Below are 22,235 nucleotides of genomic sequence, written 5' to 3'. Positions count from 1 at the left end.
GGCTTATCCTGAACATCTTGCGGGGGCTGTGAGGTTGAGTTGGCGCTCAACGGTTTAACCCGTGCCTTCAGCCCCCGCAAGCCCTCCAGACGCCCCCTCGAAAATATTCCGGACAGTAGTGCGCGAATGCGGGGATGAACCGTAGTGCTCGCTGGCGATGACCGCCTCGATGTCGTGTTCCCCACGGAGGCGGGGATGAACCGCAGGTGTCGCGCATCGACGCCGATACCGTTCTGTGTTCCCCGCAGATACGGGGATGAACCGGTCAGACCAGTGCCGTAGACGCGGTCGGTGAAGTGTTCCCCGCATGTGCGGGGGTGAACTGGTCATAGTGATGCAGGCGCCGATCTGCTTCTATGCCGGCGACAACTTCGAAGTGGCAGGCTGCCTGCGTTTCGTTGACGCAGACACTGGTGCGTGCTGGCACTTTAAAATAATCTCGAACGCCATTGGTGGACAGTGGAGGTTCCCGGATGGGCGAAGGCAGGCCGTCGTTTTCCGGTCTCAGCGCTGCTGGTCGTACGGTCTGGGCGAAGAGCGGCGACGAGGGCGGCCATGGGCTGCTGGCGCACCTGCTGGATGTGGCGGCGGTGGCCGAAACGCTGCTGGAAATCGAGCCCGCCTCGACTCGACGTTGGGCCTCCCGTGCCCTTGGCGTCGATGAAGCTGAAGTCGGGCGCTGGGTAGCCGCCATCGCCGGGTTGCACGATTTCGGCAAAGCCATTCCCGGCTTCCAGGCGAAGTGGCCGGATGGCATGGCGGCCGACCAGGCCTATGGGCTGGCCTTCCCTGCCAGTGCCTGCAACCAGGGCCGACACGACCTCGCGACAGCCAGCCTGTTGGGTAGGGCCTTGCTGGATGTGGTCGCCATCGAGGCAGGTTGGCTGCGGGATGCGGTCCAGGCGGTCAGCGCCCACCACGGCTATCACTTTCTTCCCGACGAAACGAACCAGGGCAGGCCTTTGGCTGAGCCCGCCGCCTGGCCGGCCGTGCGCGACGAGATTCTGCGTGGCTACTGGCAGGTCGTGGCGCCCAATGGGATTCCAGCGCTCGATGAGCTTTCCCTCCCGGCGGTGAACTGGCTTGCCGGGCTGACCAGCGCGGCGGACTGGATCGCCTCCAATCCGGAATGGTTCGTGCCCGGCCAGCGCGGGTTCGACGGCCTGGCCGACTATTTCCTGGATGCCTGCCGACTGGCCCGCCTGGCCTTCAGCCAGATCGGCTGGCAGCCCTATCGGCCCCTGCTGGCCGGGCCGGCGGATACCGACGCCATGCTGGCCCGTATCGTCGGGCGTCCCGGGCTGTCCGCACGTCCTCTCCAGCGGGTTGGCGACCAACTGTTACAGGGCGTCCGCGGGCCCGCGCTCGTCGTGGTGGAGGCCCCGATGGGCGAGGGCAAGACCGAGTTCGCCTTTCTTGCCCACCTGCGCCTGCAGGCCGCCAATGGCCATCGCGGTCTGTACGTGGCGCTGCCGACCCAGGCCACCGGCAACGCGCTGTTCGACCGGGCCCTGACCTTTCTGGAGCAGTTCACGACCGGCCCGCTGGATGTGCAGTTGGTCCATGGCGGTGCCGGAATGAACGAGCAGGTCCGGCATCTGCGTGGCATCGATCATTCCTCCGCCGAGAGCCTCTCGGCTTCGGCCTGGTTTTCCCAGCGCAAGCGTCCGCTGTTGTCGGCCTATGGCGTCGGCACCGTCGACCAGGCGCTGTTCGCTGCGCTGAACGTCAAGCACCACTTCGTCCGCCTGTGGGGGCTGGCCAATCGCGTCGTGGTGCTGGATGAGGTCCATGCCTACGACACCTACACCTCAGGCCTGATCGCCGCCTTGCTGCGCTGGCTGAAAGCGCTGGGCTGCTCGGTGGTGCTGATGAGTGCGACCTTGCCGTTGGGACGGCGCGCCGAACTGCTACGAGCCTGGGGCGTGCCGTCGGACCAGGTGCCGGAGCTGGACTATCCGCGCCTGCTGGTTGCCGACGAGGGCGGCATACGGGGCGAGCACTTCGGCGCCCGGCCGCAGTCGCCGATCCGCCTGGCTGGGTTGGACGAAAGCCTGGACACACTGGCCGATACGGCGGTCGAACTGCTCGCAGGCGGCGGCTGCGGGGCACTGATCGTCAATACCGTGGAGCGGGCGCAGAAGCTCTACATAGGCTTGCGCCAGCGTCTCGGCGATGAGGTCCCGCTGCTGTTGTTCCATGCCCGTTTCCCCGCGGATGAGCGCGCCGAACGCGAGCGCGAGGTGCTTGCCGCCTTCGGCGCCCAGGGGGACCGCCCGCGGCGGGCATTGCTGGTCGCCACCCAGGTGGCAGAGCAATCGCTCGATATCGACTTCGACTTCATGCTCAGCGACCTGGCGCCGGTCGACCTGTTGCTGCAGCGTGCCGGGCGGCTACACCGCCATGATCGTGAGCGTCCCACCAAGCATGCGCAGGCCTGTCTGTGGGTTGCCGGCCTGCGGAACGGCGAATTGCCCGAACTCGAGAACACCGCTTGGCGCCATGTCTACGATGCCTACATCCTGCTGCGTACCTGGGCGCTGTTGCGGGACGGGGAAAGCCTGAGCCTGCCTGGGGATGTCGATCGCCTGGTCCAGGCGGTGTATGGCGACGATCCCTTGCCCGATGCTCTGGAAGAGAAGGTCAGGGCACTGATCGAGATCGAATCCTATGGCGGATACCTGGCGCGGGTGCAGAAGGAGCGGCGCGAATCCTTCAACATCGCTATCGACCCTGCGGAGGAACCGCGCAGCGCCTACAACGGAAAACCGCGAGGCAGCGAGGAGGGCGAAGGTGTCGGGCTGGAGAACAAGACGCGCCTGGGATCTGAGTCGATCACCCTGATCCCGGTCGAGGAAGTGGAGGGTGGCTGGTGCGTGCGCCCCGGCGAGCCGCCATTCGACCCGGCACGACCGTTGGACGATGCCCAGGCCCGCCGCTTGTACGAGCGCCAATTGAAAGTGTCTCGTCGGGCATTGGTCGCGCACTTCAAGCGTATCGACCTGCCCGCCGCGTTCGAGCATCCGCTGCTGCGGAACTGCTATCCGTTGCCGCTGCGGCAGGGGCGTTATCGGGAGAAGGGATTCAGCCTATGGCTGGATAAAGAGATCGGACTGGGTTTTGAGGACTAGGAGAACGGCTCCTAGTCCCCATCGTCCCTACGAATGTAGGGAAAGGCTTTGTTGGAGTAGGTCAACCAACTACCTATCCGGTTCATCCCCACTAAATCCTGGGGGGGGGTAATTCAGTTGATAGTCTAGTCTAACTATCTATCCTTTGTGCTGTTGGCGAGCTGCTCATATCTGCCCCTTTAGGCGACAGCCGTTGAGGTGATGGTTATGTCTAGCGAAGGCTTTTATCAGTTGTTGGAGTTCTTGTTCCGCCATGGCTCGGACTGGAAAGTATGGGTAGGCGTTCTTTTGGGGGCTTTCGTATGGGGCCTGTGGCGGGCCAAACGCTTTCGCTTCCTGATCGAGTACAAATCCAAGGAATAGGGGGGAAGGGATGACGGAACTCTACAACGTGCTGGACGAACCCTGGCTACCGGTGCGCCTTGCCGACGGGCACGTCGAGGCATTGGGGCTGCTGGAGGTTTTCGCCCGCAGCGGCGAGATCATCGCCCTGGCGGACACCGCGCCGCCCAACCTGGTGGCGCACTACCGGCTGCTGCTGGCCATTACCCACCGGGCGCTGAGCGAGGCGTTCGGCCGCTGGCGGGAAAAGGACCGTGCCCGCTGGTTCCGCGAAGGCCTGCCGCAGGCCGAGATCCGCGGCTACCTGGAAACCTGGCGCGAGCGCTTCTGGCTGTTCCACCCCGAGCAGCCTTTCATGCAGGTGGCCGCACTGGCGACAGCCGAGGAAACCCGCGACAAGTACAAGCCCTGGACGCAGATCGCCCTTGCCAGCGCCAGTGGCAATGCACCGATGGTGTTCGATCATGCCTGCGACCTGGCGCCGACAGCCATTCGGCCTGCGCTGGCCCTGGCCACCTTGCTCGGTTTCCTGCAGTTCACGCCCGGCGGCCTGGTCAAGAGCCTGCGCGACTCGGACAAGGCCGGCGCCTTGGCCAATACGGCTGCGGTGTTGCCGCTGGGGGAAAACCTGGCGCAAACGCTCTGCCTCGCACTGCACCCCGCGCCGCGCAGCGATGCCGAGCCCGATCTGCCGACCTGGGAGCGTGATCCGCCCAGTATCGCCGCCTTGCGCGGGGAGCCGCTTCTGGCCACAGGCCCCAATGATCGCTACACCCGCTTGAGCCGTGCAGTGCTGCTGCGCCGCGAGGCGGACGGCAACGTGCGCTGGCTGCACTATGCTGCCGGCCTGGCCTTGGGTGAGGACCCGAACGCGCCGGACCCGATGGCCAGTTTCCGGGCCGGCAGTAATGGCCTGGTGCGGCTGACCTTCAGCGAAGGGCGCGCCCTGTGGCGAGACCTGCCGGCGTTGGTGCCCCATGCGGGTGCGGGCAGCCAGGCCGCCGCGGTGGTGCAGAACGCGATCGGCTTGCATGGCGACCTGGCGTACTTCGAGCCGGTACACCAGCCATTGCTGGTCGCCGGCCTGGCCAGCGACCAGGCCAAGCTGCTGCGCTGGCGCCTGGAGCGGATTTCCCTGCCGTCGGCCCTGCTTCTGGAGCCGGACAAGGCCCTCTACCTGCGCGGGCGCCTGGAACTGGCCGAGACGCTGTTCCTGGAACTGAGGCGCCTGGCCAGCGGCATGCTCGCCGAGACCCTGCCTGACCCCGCCAGCAAGGACACCCGGGCCCGGGCGCGCAGCCTAGTGGACGCCGGGCCGCTGGCCGCCAGCTACTTCGCGGCAGCGGAGCGGGCCCTGCCCGAGTTGCTCGACGGCATCGGCGCCGGGGCGCTGGACGAAGCGGAGTCTCTCTGGCGTGGCGTCCTGCGCCGCTCTGCCGACGCGGCCTGGCAGCAGGTCCTGGCCGGGCTGGGGTACTCCTCCCGTGCCTTGCGCGCCGACGCTCGCTACTGGCCCCGCTTCCGTGGCCTGCTGAAGGCGCAGCTGGCGCTTTCCGACGATCCCACCATAGACGTAGACAAGGAGGCCGTGTCGTGAGTGACCACGCCGAAAAGTTCATCGAGCACCTGGCCGTGCTCAAGGACAGGGACCGCGGGGCAATGGCCGCATTGCGCCATAGCCTGGCCTTCGAGCCGGGCACCTACCCCAGGGCCTTTCCCTATGTCGAGCGCTTCGCCGGTGCTGCCGCCGATGAGCGCAATGCCCATCGGCTGGCGCTGTATGCCGTGGCGGGGTTGTTCGCGCGCCACCCGCTGCGGCGGTCGCAGAGTTTCGCCGCAGCCTTGGGTGAGCTGCTGCGCCTGCGGCAGAGCCCGAGCATCGAAAGCCGCTTCGTTGCCCTGCTCGGCGCCGATGCCGAGAACATCGTCGAATACCTGCGCCAGGCCGTCAGCCTGCTGGCCGCCGATGGCATCGGTTTTGATCATGCCCGCCTGCTGGTGGACCTGTCGCAGTGGCTGAACCCCGGCACCGATCCGAGCCGTCTGCGCCAGCGCTGGGCCCGCGACTTCTACCGGGCCGCCCAGCCCGTCGGCGAACCCACCGATAGCGAGTAAAGGAAGACTTCATGAGCCTGTTCCTCGAATTCCACCTGATCCAGAATTTCGCACCTTCCAACCTCAACCGCGACGACACCGGCGCCCCGAAGGACGCCATTTTCGGTGGCCAGCGCCGTGCGCGGGTGAGCAGCCAGTGCTTCAAGCGGGCCGTGCGCCTTGCCGCGAAACAACACGAACTGCTGCCCGAGGCCAACCGCGGTATTCGCACCAAGAAACTCAAGGCCCTGCTGCTCGAACGCCTGGCCGGACGTGATGCCGAGGAAGCCGGCTCGAAGGTCGAGGCGGCCTTGGGCGCCGCCGGCCTCAAGCTCAAGGACGATGGCAGGACCGAGTACCTGCTGTTCCTCGGTGAGGGCGAGGTGGCGGCCTTTGCCGCGTTGATCGAACAGCACTGGGACGAACTGCCGGTCGGCGGCGACAAGAAGAGCAAGAAGGACGCCAAGGCGAGCCTGCCAGCGGAAATCATCAAGAAGGCCAAGGCCCTGCTGGACGGCGGCAAGGCCGTCGACGTCGCGCTGTTCGGCCGTATGCTGGCGGACATGCCGGCGGTCAACCAGGATGCCGCCTGCCAGGTCGCACATGCCATCAGCACCCACCGGGTGGAGCGCGAGTTCGACTACTTCACCGCGGTGGACGACAAGGGCGATGAAGGCGAGACCGGCGCCGGGATGATCGGCCAGGTGGAGTTCAACTCCGCCACCCTCTACCGCTATGCCGTGCTCGACCTGCGCAAGTTGCTGGGCAACCTGCAGGAGGACCGGGAACTGGCGCTTTCGGCGGTGGAGGCCTTTACCCGGGCCCTGGCGCTGGCCATCCCCACCGGCAAGCAGAATAGCTTCGCCGCGCACAACCCGCCCGAATTCATCGGCGTGTGCCTGCGCCATGCCAGCCCCCTGAGCCTGGCCAATGCCTTCGAACGGCCGGTGTCGCCGCGTGCTGACCGGGCGCTCACCGAGCAGTCGGTCGAGCGCCTGGCTGCCTACGAAGACAAGCTGGCGCCTGTCTACGGGGCACCGCAGGACCGTTGGCTCAGCCTCGACCTCACCGACCGCTGGCCGGCGAGCAAGGGGGAACGGCTGGCCAACCTGGCCGCCCTGGCCCAACGCGCGCGCGAACTGGCGGCCGATGCGCTGGGGGCTTGAGCATGGCCACCTTGCTGCTGCGCCTGCAGGGGCCGATGCAATCCTGGGGCACCACCAGCCGCTTCGACGAACGCGATACCCAGCTGGAGCCCTCCAAATCCGGGGTGCTCGGCCTGGTCTGCGCCGCGCTCGGCCGTGACCGCCGCGAGCCGGTGGATGACCTGGCGGCCCTGCGCATGGGCGTGCGTGTCGAACGCGAAGGCGTGCCGATGCGCGACTACCAGACCGCCACCGGCGTGGTGATCGCCTCCAGCGGCAAGCCCGACCTCGATCGCACTGTCGTCAGCCCCCGCTACTACCTGGCGGACGCGGTGTTCCTGGTCGGCCTGGAAGGTGAGCGTGCGCTGCTGGCCGATGTCCATGCCGCCCTGGCCCGTCCGGTCTGGCCGTTGGCGCTGGGGCGCAAGAGCTTCGTCCCGACATCGCCTGTTCATTTGCCCGAGGGACTACGCGATCAGTCGCTGGAGTATGCGTTGGCGAACTGCTCCTGCCTGCTGGAAGGCGGTACGCCGCGAACGTCCAGGCGGCTACTGCTCGAGCATCCCAACGAAGGCAGCGTGCGCCTGGACCAACCGGTCGCCCCCTTCGCCGAACGGCGTTTCGGCCCGCGCTTCGTCAAATCCGCACTGTTCACCCCCGGAGGCGCGCATGCACCTGACCCGACTGCGGCTTGACCCGCGTAGTGCCCAGGCGCGGCGCGACCTCGGCGATGCCTACGAGATGCACCGTACCCTGGTGCGCGCCTTTGTCCGCGATGAGCAGCACACGCCGCCGCGCATCCTCTGGCGAGCGGAACCTATCTCCGCCTGGAGCGATCCGGTGGTGCTGGTCCAGGCGCAGGAGGCGGCCGACTGGTCGGTGCTCCAGGCCCTGCCGAACTACCTCAAGGGGCCGGTGGAAACCCGCCCACTGGTGCCGGAGCAATGGCTGCGGGAGGACGAGCACTTTCGTTTCCGGCTGTTCGCCAACCCGACGGTGACGCGCGAAGGCAAGCGCCTGGGACTAGTCGCGGAAGATGCCCAACTGACCTGGCTCGCCCGTCAGGGCGAACGGCTCGGTTTCTCGGTGGAGGCCGCTTTGGTGACCGGCAGCGAATTGCTGCGCAGCCGCAAGAGCGAGCATCGCATCAGCCTGCTGAGGGTGTGCTTCGAGGGGCGCCTGCAAGTCCGCGACCCGGCTGCGCTGGCCCAGGCGCTGCGCGCCGGCATCGGCCCGGGCAAGGCCTTCGGTTGCGGCCTGCTCAGCCTGGGGCGGGGTTGATGCTGCCGCCGCTCAAGCCTCTGCCTATGAAGGACCGCGTTTCGATGATCTTCATCCAGTACGGGCAGATCGACGTGCTGGACGGCGCCTTCGTCGTCATCGACAAGAGCGGCGTGCGCACCCACATACCTGTGGGCTCAGTGGCCTGCATCATGCTCGAGCCGGGTACGCGGGTATCCCACGCCGCGGTGCACCTGGCGTCGACGGTGGGCACCTTGCTGGTGTGGGTGGGAGAGTCGGGCGTGCGCCTGTACGCCAGCGGCCAGCCCGGCGGCGCCCGGGCTGACCGCCTGCTCTACCAGGCCCGGTTGGCGCTGGACGACGAGTTGCGCCTGAAGGTCGTGCGCAAGATGTACGAACTGCGCTTCCAGGAGCCCGCGCCAGCCCGGCGCAGCGTCGAGCAATTGCGCGGCATTGAAGGCGCGCGGGTGCGCGGAACCTACAAGCTGCTGGCGCGCCAGTACGGCGTCGACTGGCGCTCGCGTAACTATGATCACAAGCAATGGGATGCCGCCGATATTCCCAACCGCTGCCTGTCCGCCGCTACCGCGTGCCTGTACGGCATCACCGAGGCGGCTGTGCTGGCGGCCGGTTATGCGCCGGCGGTCGGCTTCATTCATACCGGCAAGCCGCTGTCCTTCGTCTACGACGTGGCCGACCTGTTCAAGTTCGAGACCGTGGTGCCCCTGGCCTTCCGCATCGCTGCCCAGTCTCCGCCGGAGCCCGAGCGCGCCGTGCGCCTGGCCTGCCGCGACCTGTTCCGCAGCAGCAAGCTGCTGGGGCGGATCATCCCGACCATCGAGGAGGTGCTCGCCGCAGGAGGAATCGCCCCTCCCGAGGCGCCGCCGGAGTCGGTGCCCCCGGCTATCCCCAATCCCGAAGGCATTGGCGAGGCAGGACACAGGACGCAGGGATGAGCTTTCTCGTCGTGGTGACCGAAAACGTCCCGCCGCGCCTGCGCGGCCGGCTGGCCATCTGGCTGCTGGAAGTGCGCGCGGGCGTCTACATCGGCGATGTGTCCCGGCGCACGCGGGAAATGATCTGGCAGCAACTGAGCGAAGGTCATGGGGATGGCAACGTCGTGATGGCCTGGGCAAGCGCCCATGAGTCCGGCTATGAATTCCAGACCTTGGGACCGAACAGGCGACTGCCCGTGGAGTTCGACGGCTTGCGATTGGTGGCTTTTCAGCCGCTGGATAACCCTGATCTTTAGCAAGAAAACTTTGGTGGATTTTTAGCGACTGATTTTCTCTTTGTAGAACAGTTGGTTACGCTAAGAGTGTTCCCCGCGGGTGCGGGGATGAACCGCAAACCGTCAAAGCCTCGCTTGCGCGGCTGCTGTGTTCCCCGCGGGTGCGGGGATGAACCGAGGAGCGCAAGCGTATCGGCCTCAACCAGGACGTGTTCCCCGCGGGTGCGGGGATGAACCGCATCCACTTCCCGCCGTGGTAGCGAACGATTGGTGTTCCCCGCGGGTGCGGGGATGAACCGGTGTTCGGCGAGTCGAGGCCGCCCACCACCACGTGTTCCCCGCGGGTGCGGGGATGAACCGGAGGGGAGGGCCGAGCCCTGGTCCGCTTCAGCGTGTTCCCCGCGGGTGCGGGGATGAACCGAGACGTTCATCATCGGCGGCTGGCTGAAGGCGGTGTTCCCCGCGGGTGCGGGGATGAACCGGCAATCTACACGCGCACCAGCGCCGTCATCGTGTGTTCCCCGCGGGTGCGGGGATGAACCGACGACAGCCTGTACTGGGGCGAACTGGGTGTGGTGTTCCGCGGGTGCGGGGATGAACCGCGTGCCGGACTGATGCAGACGGTTGTGGGGGTGTGTTCCCCGCGGGTGCGGGGATGAACCGCGCTTGCGCGACTGAGCCAGGCCGCCCAGCTCGTGTTCCCCGCGGGTGCGGGGATGAACCGTGCAGGTCGTACAGCGCCTGGATGGCCTGATGGTGTTCCCCGCGGGTGCGGGGATGAACCGGGTGCCAGGTGGTGGTGCTTGGTAGACCGGGAGTGTTCCCCGCGGGTGCGGGGATGAACCGAACGACCAGATTGCCGAGGTCGTCAACAACGTGTGTTCCCCGCGGGTGCGGGGATGAACCGTACCGCAGCGGCATCGACGAGATCACCAACAAGTGTTCCCCGCAGGTGCGGGATGAACCGACTTGCTTGAGCTTGCCGCTGACGACGGCGATGTGTTCCCCGCAGGTGCGGGGATGAACCGGAGCTCTACCCCGAGTTGTTCGACGACTGGAGGTGTTCCCCGCGTGTGCGGGGATGAACCGATCGTCGCGAGCTTGCTGCCCCTCCTGGAGAAGTGTTCCCCGTAGGTGCGGGGATGAACTGAACAACAAGTTGCTCGTTCGCCCCGTCCGTAGGTATTCCCCACGGTCGCGGGGATATACCACCGGAGCAACTGGTCGACTTGCTAATCAAGCACAAAATCCGTCATCCCCTTCCTGCAAATAAGCAGGCAAGATGGAGCTGATCGCTCAGACAGGAAGCCCACCATGAATGCCGAGCTCGGCGACGCTTTCGTCGTCGCCCATACCGCAGAAGAAGCGGTCGACCGCCTTGCCGCCTTGCACCAGCGCGCCACCGGGGCGCTCAGCCAGGCTCTGCGGCGCTACCTGAAGACCCGCGAGCAGCCGGGCGCCGAGGAGCGCGCGCTGTTCCGCTATCCGCAGCTGCGCCTGACCTACCTGTGCCAGGGCGAGGTGCCCTCGACCACCCGCGCCTACGCCAAGGTGCAGACGCCCGGCACCTATGCCGTCACCATCACCCACCCCGCGGCCTTCCGCAAATACCTGCTGGAGCAGTTGCGCCCGCTGATGGAAGACTTCACCGTGCGCATCGAGGTCGGTCCCAGCGAGCAGAACATTCCCTATCCCTACGTGGTGGAGCAGGGCGACGAGCTGGCCGGCTCGGGCGTGACCGCCGCCGAGCTGGCGCGGGTGTTCCCCAGCACCGATCTGTCGGCCACTTCCGACGGCATCGCCGACGGCCTGTACCAGTGGGAAGGCGCCGACCCCATGCCGCTGGCGCTGTTCGACGCGGCGCGCACCGACTTCTCGCTGCGCCGCCTGGTGCACTACACCGGCAGCGACTGGCGCTGCGTGCAGCCGTGGATCCTGCTGACCAACTACCACCGCTACGTCGACCAGTTCATCCACATGGGCCTGGAGCGCCTGCACGAGGACCCGCGCTTCGTGCGCATGGTGCTGCCGGGCAACGTGGTGATCGAGCGCGACATGGATCGGGGCGAAGCCAATGCCATCATCGCCGGCGTCGAGTGGCACCGCTTCCAGATGCCGGCCTACCACCTGATCGCCAGCGACGGCGACGGCGTCACCCTGATCAACATCGGCGTCGGCCCGTCCAACGCCAAGAACATCACCGACCACCTGGCCGTGCTGCGCCCGCACTGCTGGCTGATGATCGGCCACTGCGGCGGCCTGCGGCAGTCGCAGACCATCGGCGACTACGTGCTGGCCCACGCCTACATGCGCCGCGACGGCATCCTCGACCGGGTGCTGCCGCCGCACATCCCGATCCCGGCGCTGGCCGAGGTGCAGGTGGCGCTGCAGGAGGCCGCGGCGCTGGTCACCGGCGAACGCGGCGAGCAGCTCAAGCGGCGCCTGCGCACCGGCACCGTGCTGACCTACGATGACCGCAACTGGGAGCTGCACTGGGCCCAGGAGCGCCCGCTGATCAACCTGGCGCGGGCGGTGGCGGTGGACATGGAGAGCGGCACGATCGCCGCCCAGGGCTACCGCCTGCGGGTGCCCTACGGCACGCTGCTGTGCGTGTCGGACAAGCCGCTGCACAGCGAGATCAAGCTGCCCGGCGCCGCCAGCGCCTTCTACCAGCGCGCGGTGAGCCAGCACCTGGCGATCGGCATCGCCGCCGTCGACCTGCTGCGCACCCAGCTCAACTCGCTGCACTCGCGCAAGCTGCGCAGTTTCGACGAGCCGCCGTTCCGTTGATCCGACGCCTGGCCACGGCCCTTTCCCGCCCGCGCGGGGAGGGCCCGTGGCAGGATGGCGCAAAGGCCGCAACCGGAGGACGCCATGGCTGAACCCCTGCAACCGACCCGCGCCGAGCGCGCCGCGCGGGTACTGTCGCTGCTCGACCTGACCTCGCTGAACGCCGACGACGACATGCCGCGCATCGTCCAGCTCTGCCGCCGGGCGTTGACGCCTTATGGCGAGGTGGCTGCGGTGTGCGTCTACCCGCGTTTCGTGCATGTGGCGCGGCGTACGCTCAATGGCTTTGGTGCGCGGGCGGTGAAGGTCGCCAGTGTGTGCAACTTTCCCGCCGGCAATGCGCCTTTGGCCGAGGTGGTGGAGGAGGTGCGGCGTACCCTTGCCGAGGGTGCTGATGAGATCGATCTGGTCTACCCGTGGAAGGCGCTCAAGGCTGGCCGGGCCGATGGCGCGGTGGAGCTGATACGGGCCTGCAAGGCGCTTTGCGGGCCCTACCATCGGCTCAAGGTGATTATCGAAAGCGGCGAGTTGGGTGAGCCCGAGTTGATTCGTACGGCTTGTCGCGAGGCTATTGCCGGTGGTGCCGATTTTCTCAAGACCAGTACTGGCAAGGTGGCCGTGAACGCCACGCCTGAGGCTGCGCGGGTGATGCTGGAATGCATCGTGGAGGCGGGCGGCAAGGTGGGCTTCAAGGCTGCTGGTGGCATTCGTAGCCTGGACGATGCCGAGGTCTACCTGGCTATCGCGCAGGAGATGCTTGGGGATGACTGGATTACGTCCGAGCACCTGCGCTTTGGGGCTTCGGGGTTGCTCGATGAGCTGTTGCGCGAAATGGAGGCGTGACTTTTGTAGGAGCGAGCTTGCTCGCGAATGGTGCCTCTCTGCGATGCCTCCAAAGAGCACCCTCTCCCCAGCCCTCTCCCTGAAGGGAGAGGGGGCTAGTCCGTGCCGACGTGGAAGACATGTCTCATGGAAATATCAGGCGCTATGCGGGGCATCAGGGAGTGCGGAAGTGCCAGCGCACGCCGAACGACTCCCTCTCCCTTCAGGGAGAGGGTTGGGGAGAGGGGCGGCGTTCGTATTGGCACCAATGGTTCCGGGAGACTCTGGTCGAGAGTCCCCCCACACACGAAGCTAAGGCCTACCCACCCATCCGCCCCACCAACCACTGCTCCCCCGGCTTTGGCGCACGAAACGCCTGGCTTTCCACGCCCTGTTCGTCCAGCGCCCGGGCCAGGTCGTGGACGGGGGCGAACTGGCCTTCGTCGCTCAGGCGGAAGGTGCCGAAGTGGATGGCCATGCTGCACTGCGATTCCAGCGTGCGGTGGGCTTGCACGGCGTCGTCCGGGTTCATGTGGTGGTGGCGCATGAACCAGCGTGGTTCGTAGGCGCCGATGGGCAGCGCGGCGAAGCGCATCGGCCCGAAGCGTTCGCGGATCAGCGCGAATTCCGGGCCCAGGCCGGTGTCGCCGGGGAACAGCACGGGGCCGTCCGTCGATTCCAGCACGAAGCCCAGCCACAGGGTGCGGTTGGTGTCGTAGCGCGAGCGCGCCGACCAGTGCTGCGCCGGCACGCCGGTGAGCAGCATGCCCTCGTGCAGCGGCAGGCTCTGCCACCAGTCCAGCTCGTGCACGTCGACGAAGCCGCAGGCGCGGATCAGCTCGGCGTTGCCCAGGCCGGTCACCACCTTGGCTTGCGGGAAGCGCCGGGCCAGTTCGCCCAGGCTGCCGACGTCCAGGTGGTCGTAGTGGTTGTGGCTGACCAGGATCAGGTTGATCGGCGGCAGTTCGTCCAGGGCCAGGCCCGGCGGATGGTGGCGCCTGGGGCCGACGAAACTGAAGGGGCTGGTGCGCTCGCACCACAGCGGGTCGGTGAGGATGTTCAGGCCGCGGTGCTGGATTAGCAGGGTGGCGTGGTTGATGTAGGTGACGCGCAGCTCCTCGCCGCTGACCTGAGCCGGGGTTTCCGGACGGCGTTCGGCGCCGGGCTGTTCGATCCAGGCCAGTTGCCTGTCGCGCTCCAGCTGCCACTTGAGGAATTCACGGAAGCCATGGTGCGGCTTGGCGTCCAGGTTGCGGAAGCGCAGGCCGTCGAAGTTCGGGCTTTGCGGCCCGCTGTAGCCGCCGCCGAGGCGGCCGGCGAGGTTGAGCAGGGTGATCAGCCAGGGGGAGCGACGGGCCTTGGGCATGGTGGGATGCTCTGCGTGCTCTTGCGGGGGAACGGTGGCACAACCTAGCATGCCGGCCCATCCTTGTGCTCCGCCGACTCGTTGCCGTTTCCTGCCCATGCCCCGTCCGCCCCGTCCGCCTCGTCCCACCTCCCGCCGTCCCGCTCCCCGCCGCGTCGCCAAGGCTCCGCCGGCTCAGCCGCGGCTGATCCTGCTGAACAAGCCGTTCGACGTGCTGACGCAGTTCAGCGATGGCGAGGGCAGGGCGACGCTCAAGGACTACGTGCCGGTGCCCGGCATCTATCCCGCCGGGCGCCTGGACCGCGACAGCGAGGGCCTGCTGCTGCTGACCAACGACGGCCGCCTGCAGGCGCGCATCGCCGACCCCAGGCACAAGCTGCCGAAGACCTATTGGGTGCAGGTGGAAGGCGAGCCGGACGAGGCACAGTTGCAGCGCCTGCGCGAGGGTGTACAGCTCAACGACGGCCCGACGCTACCGGCCGAGGCGCGGCGCATCGACGAACCGCAACTGTGGGAGCGGGTGCCGCCGGTGCGTTTCCGCAAGTCGGTGCCCACCGCCTGGCTGGAGTTGGTGATCCGCGAGGGACGCAACCGCCAGGTGCGGCGTATGACGGCGGCCGTCGGCCTGCCGACCCTGCGCCTGGTGCGGGTGCGCATCGGCCCTTGGGGCCTGGACGGGCTGCAGCCGGGGGAGTGGCGCGAGGCGCAGCCCTAGGGCCGGATCAGAAACCGCCTTCCAGGCCGGCGACCACGAAGGATTTGACCAGGAAGCCGAAGACGCCGAGGCCGAGGGCGAAGAACAGCACCATGGTGCCCATGCGTCCGGCCTTGGACTTCTTGGCCAGGTCCCAGACGATGAAGGCCATGAACAGGACCAGGGCGCTGACCAGCCCGTACATCATCCAGTCTTCGAAACTCTCGTTCATTGCTGCTCCTGCCCGGCGCGGGCGCTTGAGTGGGGGCCGGAAGGTCCGGCGGTCGCGAGGACGGGCGGCATTATAAGGGCTTGGTCGCGGGTTGATCAGCGCTGTGCAGAAAGTGAGCAGAATTTCCCGCGCGGGGCCGGCGACGGCCGAAGAAGTCCCGCCGCAGCGGCCCCGGCGGGAAATAGTCGAGCGCCGGGCGGCCCCGGCAGGATGTGGGGTGCGCGCATTTGTCGCAGCGGACGCCCTTCGTAGGAGCGAGCCGTGCCCGCCTGGACGGTAGGAGCAACTGTCTTGCCGGCTGTGCCAAGGCGCGCCTCAACGGATGGGTTGAGCCTTGGCGAAACCCATGCGGTCGTGGTGATGGGTATCGCTTCGCTCAACGCTATCCTACGGGTCTTGTGTTTGCCGGAGGTATCGGCGCGATTCGCGGATGAGATCCGCTACGCTGCCCCATCCACGCCATTCCCCTGTAGGAGCGGGCCCTGCCCGCGATTCGCGCGCAGGGCGCGCTCCTACATTTGCCGGGTCAGCTGCGCAGGTGCTCCAGCGGCAGCTCGGTGCTGGCCATGATGTTGCGCAGCACGAAGCTCGACCGCACGCTGGTCACGCCTTCGATGCGCGTCAGGGTGCCGAGCAGGAAGTGCTGGTAGTGCTCCATGTCCGGCACCATCACCTTCAGCTGGTAGTCCGCGTCCATCCCGGTGACCAGGCTGCATTCCAGCACCTCCGGGCACTGGGCGATGATCGACTGGAAGTGCTCGAAGCGCTCCGGGGTGTGCCTGTCCATGCCGATCAGGACGAAGGCGGTGAGGCTCAGGCCGAGCTTCTTGCTGTCCAGCAGGGCGACCTGGCGCAGGATGTAGCCGTCGTCTTCCAGTTGCTTGACGCGTCGCGAACAGGGCGAGGGCGACAGGCCGATGCGTTCGGCCAGCTCCTGGTTGGAGATGCGCGCGTCGCGCTGCAATTCGGCGAGGATTCGCAGGTCGTAGCGGTCCAGTTTGTTCATTGTGGCCTCGAAAATTTATCGGCTTGCATGTTTTTATACATTCTTGGTGATTTATTGCGCAATGGGTAGTTCGATGCGCAATCTTCGCAATCCGCTGCCGGTTCGCTCCCCGTAACATGGCTCCAGAAATCACGGCCCGGACCCATACGTCCACGGCGATCCGCCCAATCAGGCGCATCGCGGCCTGCCGACCCGATCGGGTCGCCCAGGCCACCGGGCTACGCACCGCCCAGAAGGTGGAGCGAGGTGAGCCGGCGCCAGAAGCGACGAGCCAGGACGAATTCCCCGAGGGGAGGTCACCGACCTCCCTTTTTTCTTGCCTGCGATTTGCCCGCCGACCTTTACCTTGACTTTACCCTGGCCCCGGGGATGCGCTGCCTGCGCGGTTGTCTATCTGTCATGCAAACGAGCGAGGTCGGCCGGCAGGCCGCTGCGAGGCATTCATGAAGTCGAGCATCTGGCGTCTGGCATCCGTTGGGTTGCTGTCACTGGCCATCGCCGGCCAGGTCTTCGCCGAAGGCCAGGGGCCCGGGCAGGACGGCCATGGCGGACAGGGTGGGCATGGTGGCGGCAATGGGGGCGGCCAGTGGCAAGGTCGTCCGCAAGGCAATCAGGGTGGCCAGTGGCAGGGCCGACCGCAAGGTAACCAGGGCGGCCAATGGCAGGGCCGTCCGCAAGGCAACCAGGGTGGCCAGTGGCAGGGCCGACCGCAAGGCAACCAGGGCGGCCAGTGGCAAGGTCGACCGCAAGGCAACCAGGGTGGCCAGTGGCAGGGCCGTCCGCAAGGCAACCAGGGTGGACAGTGGCAGGGCCGTCCGCAAGGCAATCAGGGCGGCCAGTGGCAAGGCCGACCCCAGGCCAATCAGGGCCAAGGCCGACCCCAGAACAACTGGAACGGCCAATGGCAGGGTCGCCCTTCCGCCGGTCATGACGACCACGGCCCCGGCCGGCCTTCCGGCGGAGGCAGCTCCTGGCAGGGCCGTCCGCCGTCCGCGCCCGGCAATGCCTGGCATGGCCGCCCGGGCGGCAACTGGGGGCCGCATCCGTCGAACTGGCGGCCGGGCTATGTGGTGGACCGCGTGCCTTCGGGCTACTACCGGGTGCCCTGGCGCGGCAGCGACTATTTCTTCAACGACGGCTACTGGTACCGCCCCCATGGCGCGCGCTACGTGGTGGTGGCGCCGCCCTACGGCGTGCGGGTGCGCTACCTGCCGTCCTACGCCGAGCAGCTGTGGTTCGGCAGCATGCTGTACTTCCTCGCTGCCGGCACCTACTACCTGTTCGACAATTCCTCGCAGACCTACGAGGTGGTGCCGCCCCCGCCGCAGGTGGCGCAGGCCCCGCTGCCGACGGGCAATCCCTACGACGTGATCGCCTACCCGATGTACGGGCAGAGCCCGCAGCAGCAGGCCCAGGACCATTACGAGTGCCACACCTGGGCGGTCGGGCAGAGCGGCTTCGACCCGGCCATGGCCGGCTACGCGCCGTCGCAGCAGGCCGTGGATACCTACCGCGGCGCGCTGGGCAGTTGCCTGCAGGGGCGCGGCTACAGCATCAACTGATGGTTTCCCGGCCCACCACTTCCAGTGGGTCGGCATGCACCAGCACCTCGGCCCGGGGGAACTCGGCGCGGATCGCCAGCACGGCCTGGTCGCACAGGGTGTGGGCCTGGGACAGGCGCATGTCGCCGGGCAGCTCCAGGTGCAGCTGGACGAACCAGCGATCGCCGGAAATCCGTGTGCGCAGGTCGTGGGCGCCGACCACTCCGGGCACCTGGCGCACCAGTTCGAGCATGCGCTCGCTGACGTCCGCCGGCAGTTCCTCGTCCATCAGCACCGCCACCGACTCTCGGGCGATGCGCACGGCGCTCCAGAGGATGTAGGCGGCGATGCCCAGGCCGAAGACCGCATCCATCCGCGGGAAGCCGTAGTGCGCCAGCAACAGGGCAACCAGGATGCTGCCGTTGAGCAGCAGGTCGGAGCGGTAGTGCAGCGAGTCGGCCTGCACCGCCAGCGAACCGGTGTGCTTGATGACGTAGCGCTGCACGCCCAGCAGCGCGGCGGTCAGCGCCAGCGACAGCAGCATCACCAGGATCCCCCAGCCGGTGGCGCCCAGCGGTTCGGGGTGCTGCAGGCGGTCCAGCGCCTGGGAGCCGATGAGCACCGCGCTGACCGAGATGAACAGCGCCTGGCCCATGCCCGACAGCGACTCCGCCTTGCCGTGGCCGTAGCGGTGGTCGTCGTCCGCCGGGCGCAGCGAATAGCGCACCGCCAGCAGGTTGAGCAGCGAGGCAGCGCCGTCGAGCAGGGAGTCGGTCAGGCCGGCCAGCAGGCTCACCGAGCCGCTGTGCCACCAGGCCAGGGCCTTGGCCACCACCAGGGTGACGGCCGCCGCCAGCGAGGCGCTGGTGGCCAGGTGCAGCAGGCGGGCGCGTCGGTTGTCCAAGTTCAGCGGGTGTCCTGGCGTTGCGGCAGGAAATAGATGTAGTCGAGCAGCGGCGCCGGCTGGCCGAGGGCGGTGAGCGCGGCGCTCATCTGCCCGCGGTGGTGGGTGCCGTGGTTGACCAGGTGCTGGACGATGTCGGCCAGGCTCTGGCGGTGGTCCTGGCCGGCCATGTTGCGGTATTCCAGCAGCTTGCCGAGGTCGCGCTCGTCCTGCCGGGCCAGCCACTGTTTCCAGCCCTGTACGCCCTCGCGGAGGAAGTCGGCCAGGGCGGTGCGGTCCGGCGCGGCCTCGCTGTCCAGGCGGGTGAACTGCCAGGGCCGGCCCTCGACGCGATCGAGCCAGATGCGGTCGCCCACCGCGAGGTGGTTGAGGGTGCCGTGCAGGCTGCCGAAGAATAGCCCGCGCGGTTCGCGGTAGGCGGCCTCGTCCAGGGGCGCGACGGCCTCGAGGATGCGCTCGTGGGCCCACAGGTGGTAGTCGAGGAGTTTTTCCAGGTGGCGCCCCAGTGCCGCGTGCATGTCAGCCCTCCAGCTTGAGCCCCAGGCTGGCCAGTTGCTGCGGGTTGCCGACGCGCTGGATCAGGCGTGGGTCGTCCAGCGGCAGGGCGCGGCCGGTCTCGCGTTCGATGATTGCCTTGAGTTTAGTCCGGTCCACCCGGCCGTCGGCGCCGATCGCCTCGTGCAGTTTCTCGGGGGCGACGGAGTACTTTTCGTCCGGCAGGTAGATGGCTCCGGTGGCGAAGTCTACGCCGAAGGCGATCAGCCCCGGGATGATGTAGAACAACAGTCCGATGGCGTCGAACACGGCGATGGCCGGGTCGATGCGGCCGTCGATCTGGCCGCGGCGGTCGGGGTAGAACAGGGTGCCGCAGGCGGCCAGCTGGCTCAGCAGGGCTGCGCTGAGAACCGCGCAGGAAACTCGGGTGGCAAGACGCATCTAGGACCTCCGGAATAGGCTTCGAGCAACTATATCAATGCGGCGCAGGGGCCTCTATCGTCGGCCGCTGCTCCTTGTTGCATAGGACTGCGGCGGGCCGGCCGTGGTTCGCCGTTATAATCGCCGGTTCGTTATTTCCGCGTGCTTAAGGGTGGATGAAATATAGCCATGAATGCCCTTCCCATCGATGCCATTCTGCCATCCCTGCGCCAGGCCCTGGGCGAGCGCGACGAGGCCGTGCTGGAGGCGCCGCCCGGCGCCGGCAAGACCACCCGGGTGCCGCTGGCGCTGCTCAACGAGCCCTGGCTGGCCGGGCAGGGCATCCTCATGCTCGAACCGCGCCGCCTGGCCGCCCGCGCCGCGGCCGAGCGCCTGGCCGCGGAGCTGGGGGAGAAGGTCGGCGACACGGTCGGCTACCGCATCCGCCTGGACAGCAAGGTGGGGCCGAAGACGCGCATCGAGGTGGTCACCGAAGGCATCCTCACCCGCCGCCTGCAGGACGACCCGGCGCTGGAAGGCGTGGGCCTGGTGATCTTCGACGAATTCCACGAGCGCAGCCTGGACGCCGACCTGGCCCTGGCGCTGACCTTGAACGGCCGCGAGCTGCTGCGCGACATGCCGCTGAAGGTGCTGGTGATGTCCGCCACCCTGGAGGGCGAGCGGCTGTCCGCCTTGCTCGACGAGGCGCCGGTGGTGCGCAGCGAGGGGCGCATGTTCCCGGTGGAGCTGCGCTGGGGCCGGCCCTGGCAGGCCGGTGAATTCGTCGAGCCGCGGGTGGTGCAGACGGTGCTCCAGGCCTTGGCCGACGAGCCCGGCAGCCTGTTGGTGTTCCTCCCCGGGCAGGCCGAGATCCGTCGCGTCGCCGAGCAACTGGGCGAGGTCCTGGCCGGCCGCGACGAGGTGCTGCTGTGCCCGCTGCACGGCGAACTGGAGCTGTCCGCCCAGCGCGCCGCCATCGAGCCGGCGCCGGCCGGCAAGCGCAAGGTGGTGCTGGCTACCAACATTGCCGAGACCAGCCTGACCATCGACGGCGTGCGCGTGGTGGTCGACGCCGGCCTGGCGCGGGTGCCGCGCTTCGATCCGGGCAGCGGCATGACGCGCCTGGAGACCCAGCGCATCTCCCGCGCCTCGGCCACCCAGCGCGCCGGCCGCGCCGGGCGCCTGGAGCCGGGCGTGTGCTACCGCCTGTGGTCCGAGGCGCAGCACGAGCAACTGCCGGCCTACGGCACGGCGGAAATCCTCCAGGCCGACCTCGCCGGCCTGGCCCTGCAACTGGGCCGCTGGGGCGTGGCGCCGGAGGAACTGGCCTGGCTCGACGTGCCGCCGGCGGCGGCCTACGCCCAGGCCCGCGAGCTGCTCGCGCGTCTCGGCGCACTGAACGACAGCGGCGCGCTGAACGCCCACGGCCAGGCCATGGCCGAACTGCCGGCGCACCCGCGCATCGCCCACCTGCTGCTGCGCGGCCAGGCGCTGGGCCTGGGCAGCCTGGCCTGTGATGTCGCCGCCTTGCTGGGCGAACGCGACATCCTGCGCGGCGCCGGCGCCGACCTGCACGAACGCACGGCGCTGCTCGCCGGAGAGTCGGCCGGCAACCGCGCCAGCCGCGGTGCAGTACAACGGGCCAAGCAACTGGCCCGGCAGTTCCGCGGCTACCTGCGCGGCAAGCCGAGCGAAGCGGTGGCCGACCCCGACCATCCACGCTGGCTGGGCGCTCTACTGGCCTTCGCCTACCCCGACCGCGTGGCCCGCCAGCGCCGCGAGGGTGGCGGCGAATACCGCCTGGCCAACGGCCGCGCCGCGCAGTTCGGCGAGCCTGATGCCTTGATGAAGGAACCCTGGCTGGTGGTCGCCGACCTCGGCAGCCGCCAGGGCCAGCGCGAAGAACGCATCTACCTGGCCGCCGCCCTGGATGCGGCGCTGTTCGACTCGGTGCTGGCCGAGCAGGTGAGGGTGCACGACGAACTGGACTGGGACGAGCGCGAAGGCGTGCTGCGCGCCGAACGCCAGCGCAAGGTCGGCGAACTGGTGCTCAGCCGCGAGGCGCTGCCCGGCCTCGACGCCGAAGCCCGCAGCCGCGCGCTGCTCGGCCTGGTGCGGCGCAAGGGCCTGGAACTGCTGCCCTGGACCCCGGAACTGCGCCAGTGGCAGGCGCGGGTGAACCTGCTGCGCCGTCTCGACCTGGAAGGCAAGGGCGAAAGCGAGTGGCCGGACGTTAGCGATGCGGCCCTGCTGGCCTCCCTGGAGGACTGGCTGCTGCCGTACCTGGGCAAGGTCTCGCGCCTGGCCCACTTCGCCAACCTGGAACTGCCCGGCATCCTCCACGGCCTGCTGCCCTGGCCGCTGCCGCAACGCCTGGACGAGCTGGCGCCGCGCACCCTGCAGGTGCCGTCCGGCTCGAACATCCGCTTGGACTACAGCGAATTCCCGCCGGTATTGGCGGTGCGCCTGCAGGAACTGTTCGGCCTGGCCGACACCCCGCGCATCGCCGGCGGCCGCCTGGCGGTGAAACTGCACCTGCTGTCGCCGGCGCAGCGCCCGGTGCAGGTGACCCAGGACCTGGCCAACTTCTGGCGCAGCACCTACGCCGAGGTGAAGAAGGACCTCAAGGGCCGCTACCCCAAGCACTACTGGCCGGACGACCCGCTGATCGCCGAACCCACCGCCCGGGCCAAGCCGCGCAAATGAATGTGAATCGGAATTAAAATGCCGACTTATAGGGGCTGGAAGGGCCGAGTCGGAATTTTATTGCCGGAAAAGGC

General features: G+C 67.9%; 19 protein-coding genes and 1 CRISPR repeat array. Of the genes, 13 read left to right on the top strand and 6 right to left on the bottom strand.

Going from position 1 to position 22,235, the window contains the following annotated elements; translation table 11 throughout:
* Window positions 1–473: 473 nt before the first annotated feature.
* The 10 genes from cas3 (at window position 474) to deoC (ending at window position 12,818) form a co-directional block, all read left to right on the top strand.
* Window positions 474–3,131, top strand: a complete 2,658-nt coding sequence (gene cas3, locus QSJ95_RS09340) for a CRISPR-associated helicase Cas3' (protein WP_285641837.1) — start codon at window positions 474–476, stop codon at window positions 3,129–3,131.
* A gap of 373 nt (window positions 3,132–3,504) precedes the next feature.
* The gene (casA, locus tag QSJ95_RS09335) at window positions 3,505–5,070 is read left to right on the top strand and encodes a type I-E CRISPR-associated protein Cse1/CasA (protein ID WP_285641835.1); all 1,566 of its coding nucleotides are present in this window, start codon (window positions 3,505–3,507) and stop codon (window positions 5,068–5,070) included.
* On the top strand, window positions 5,067–5,588 hold the full coding sequence (gene casB, locus QSJ95_RS09330) for a type I-E CRISPR-associated protein Cse2/CasB (RefSeq protein ID WP_285641833.1): 522 nt from the start codon (window positions 5,067–5,069) through the stop codon (window positions 5,586–5,588). The genes casA and casB overlap by 4 nt, the downstream gene beginning before the upstream one ends.
* Before the next feature lie 11 nt (window positions 5,589–5,599).
* Window positions 5,600–6,733: a type I-E CRISPR-associated protein Cas7/Cse4/CasC gene (gene cas7e / locus QSJ95_RS09325; protein WP_285641831.1), complete on the top strand. Its 1,134-nt coding sequence runs from the start codon at window positions 5,600–5,602 to the stop codon at window positions 6,731–6,733.
* A 2-nt stretch (window positions 6,734–6,735) separates the two neighbouring features.
* A complete protein-coding gene (cas5e, locus tag QSJ95_RS09320; protein WP_285641867.1) occupies window positions 6,736–7,407 on the top strand; it encodes a type I-E CRISPR-associated protein Cas5/CasD in 672 nt (223 codons plus the stop codon).
* Window positions 7,382–7,993, top strand: coding sequence for a type I-E CRISPR-associated protein Cas6/Cse3/CasE (gene cas6e, locus QSJ95_RS09315; protein ID WP_285641829.1), 612 nt, complete (start codon window positions 7,382–7,384; stop codon window positions 7,991–7,993). The genes cas5e and cas6e overlap by 26 nt, the downstream gene beginning before the upstream one ends.
* Window positions 7,993–8,910 (top strand): type I-E CRISPR-associated endonuclease Cas1e, encoded by a 918-nt coding sequence (gene cas1e, locus QSJ95_RS09310; protein WP_285641827.1) that lies wholly within the window; start codon window positions 7,993–7,995, stop codon window positions 8,908–8,910. The genes cas6e and cas1e overlap by 1 nt, the downstream gene beginning before the upstream one ends.
* Entirely contained in the window at window positions 8,907–9,206 is a 300-nt protein-coding gene (gene cas2e, locus QSJ95_RS09305; protein ID WP_285641825.1) for a type I-E CRISPR-associated endoribonuclease Cas2e, read from the top strand. The genes cas1e and cas2e overlap by 4 nt, the downstream gene beginning before the upstream one ends.
* Before the next feature lie 66 nt (window positions 9,207–9,272).
* A CRISPR array of direct repeats spans window positions 9,273–10,092; the repeat unit is 29 nt; unit sequence GTGTTCCCCGCGGGTGCGGGGATGAACCG.
* Window positions 10,093–10,499: 407 nt separating this feature from the next.
* On the top strand, window positions 10,500–11,975 hold the full coding sequence (gene amn / locus QSJ95_RS09300; protein WP_009617376.1) for an AMP nucleosidase: 1,476 nt from the start codon (window positions 10,500–10,502) through the stop codon (window positions 11,973–11,975).
* Window positions 11,976–12,059: 84 nt separating this feature from the next.
* Window positions 12,060–12,818: a deoxyribose-phosphate aldolase gene (deoC, locus tag QSJ95_RS09295; protein ID WP_285641822.1), complete on the top strand. Its 759-nt coding sequence runs from the start codon at window positions 12,060–12,062 to the stop codon at window positions 12,816–12,818.
* Window positions 12,819–13,116: 298 nt separating this feature from the next.
* Here the strand turns inward: deoC and QSJ95_RS09290 are convergent, their stop codons facing one another.
* Window positions 13,117–14,163 (bottom strand): MBL fold metallo-hydrolase, encoded by a 1,047-nt coding sequence (locus QSJ95_RS09290; RefSeq protein WP_285641820.1) that lies wholly within the window; start codon window positions 14,161–14,163, stop codon window positions 13,117–13,119.
* 97 nt (window positions 14,164–14,260) lie between these two features.
* On the opposite strand from QSJ95_RS09290, the gene QSJ95_RS09285 reads away from it, so the two are divergent.
* Window positions 14,261–14,878, top strand: a complete 618-nt coding sequence (locus QSJ95_RS09285) for a pseudouridine synthase (protein WP_285641819.1) — start codon at window positions 14,261–14,263, stop codon at window positions 14,876–14,878.
* 7 nt (window positions 14,879–14,885) lie between these two features.
* Here QSJ95_RS09285 and QSJ95_RS09280 read toward each other — a convergent pair whose 3' ends face one another.
* Window positions 14,886–15,089: a DUF2788 domain-containing protein gene (locus tag QSJ95_RS09280; protein WP_009617380.1), complete on the bottom strand. Its 204-nt coding sequence runs from the start codon at window positions 15,087–15,089 to the stop codon at window positions 14,886–14,888.
* A gap of 526 nt (window positions 15,090–15,615) precedes the next feature.
* Entirely contained in the window at window positions 15,616–16,095 is a 480-nt protein-coding gene (locus QSJ95_RS09275; protein ID WP_009617381.1) for an Lrp/AsnC family transcriptional regulator, read from the bottom strand.
* A gap of 443 nt (window positions 16,096–16,538) precedes the next feature.
* Here QSJ95_RS09275 and QSJ95_RS09270 point away from each other — a divergent pair, with 443 nt between their 5' ends.
* Window positions 16,539–17,657 carry a DUF6515 family protein gene (locus tag QSJ95_RS09270; RefSeq protein ID WP_084229636.1) on the top strand — a complete coding sequence of 373 codons (1,119 nt, stop codon included), beginning with the start codon at window positions 16,539–16,541 and terminating at the stop codon, window positions 17,655–17,657.
* Here the strand turns inward: QSJ95_RS09270 and QSJ95_RS09265 are convergent.
* From QSJ95_RS09265 to pmcY, 3 genes are read right to left on the bottom strand one after another with little or no spacing between them, the layout of a single operon-like run.
* Complete coding sequence (locus tag QSJ95_RS09265; RefSeq protein ID WP_009617383.1) at window positions 17,650–18,540, bottom strand: cation diffusion facilitator family transporter; 891 nt, start codon at window positions 18,538–18,540, stop codon at window positions 17,650–17,652. The genes QSJ95_RS09270 and QSJ95_RS09265 overlap by 8 nt on opposite strands.
* Window positions 18,541–18,542: 2 nt before the next feature.
* Window positions 18,543–19,058 (bottom strand): DinB family protein, encoded by a 516-nt coding sequence (locus QSJ95_RS09260; protein WP_009617384.1) that lies wholly within the window; start codon window positions 19,056–19,058, stop codon window positions 18,543–18,545.
* Between the two features lies 1 nt (window position 19,059).
* Entirely contained in the window at window positions 19,060–19,476 is a 417-nt protein-coding gene (gene pmcY, locus QSJ95_RS09255) for a periplasmic Zn2+ metallochaperone PmcY (protein WP_069862083.1), read from the bottom strand.
* Between the two features lie 168 nt (window positions 19,477–19,644).
* Here pmcY and hrpB point away from each other — a divergent pair, with 168 nt between their 5' ends.
* Entirely contained in the window at window positions 19,645–22,161 is a 2,517-nt protein-coding gene (hrpB, locus tag QSJ95_RS09250; RefSeq protein WP_285641808.1) for an ATP-dependent helicase HrpB, read from the top strand.
* Window positions 22,162–22,235 lie beyond the last annotated feature (74 nt).

It is taken from the genome of Pseudomonas sp. NBRC 100443 (genome assembly GCF_030268185.1).
Classification (GTDB): domain Bacteria; phylum Pseudomonadota; class Gammaproteobacteria; order Pseudomonadales; family Pseudomonadaceae; genus Pseudomonas; species Pseudomonas citronellolis.
Note: the sequence above shows the minus strand (reverse complement) of the source record. Positions and strands in the feature narration are given on the sequence as shown.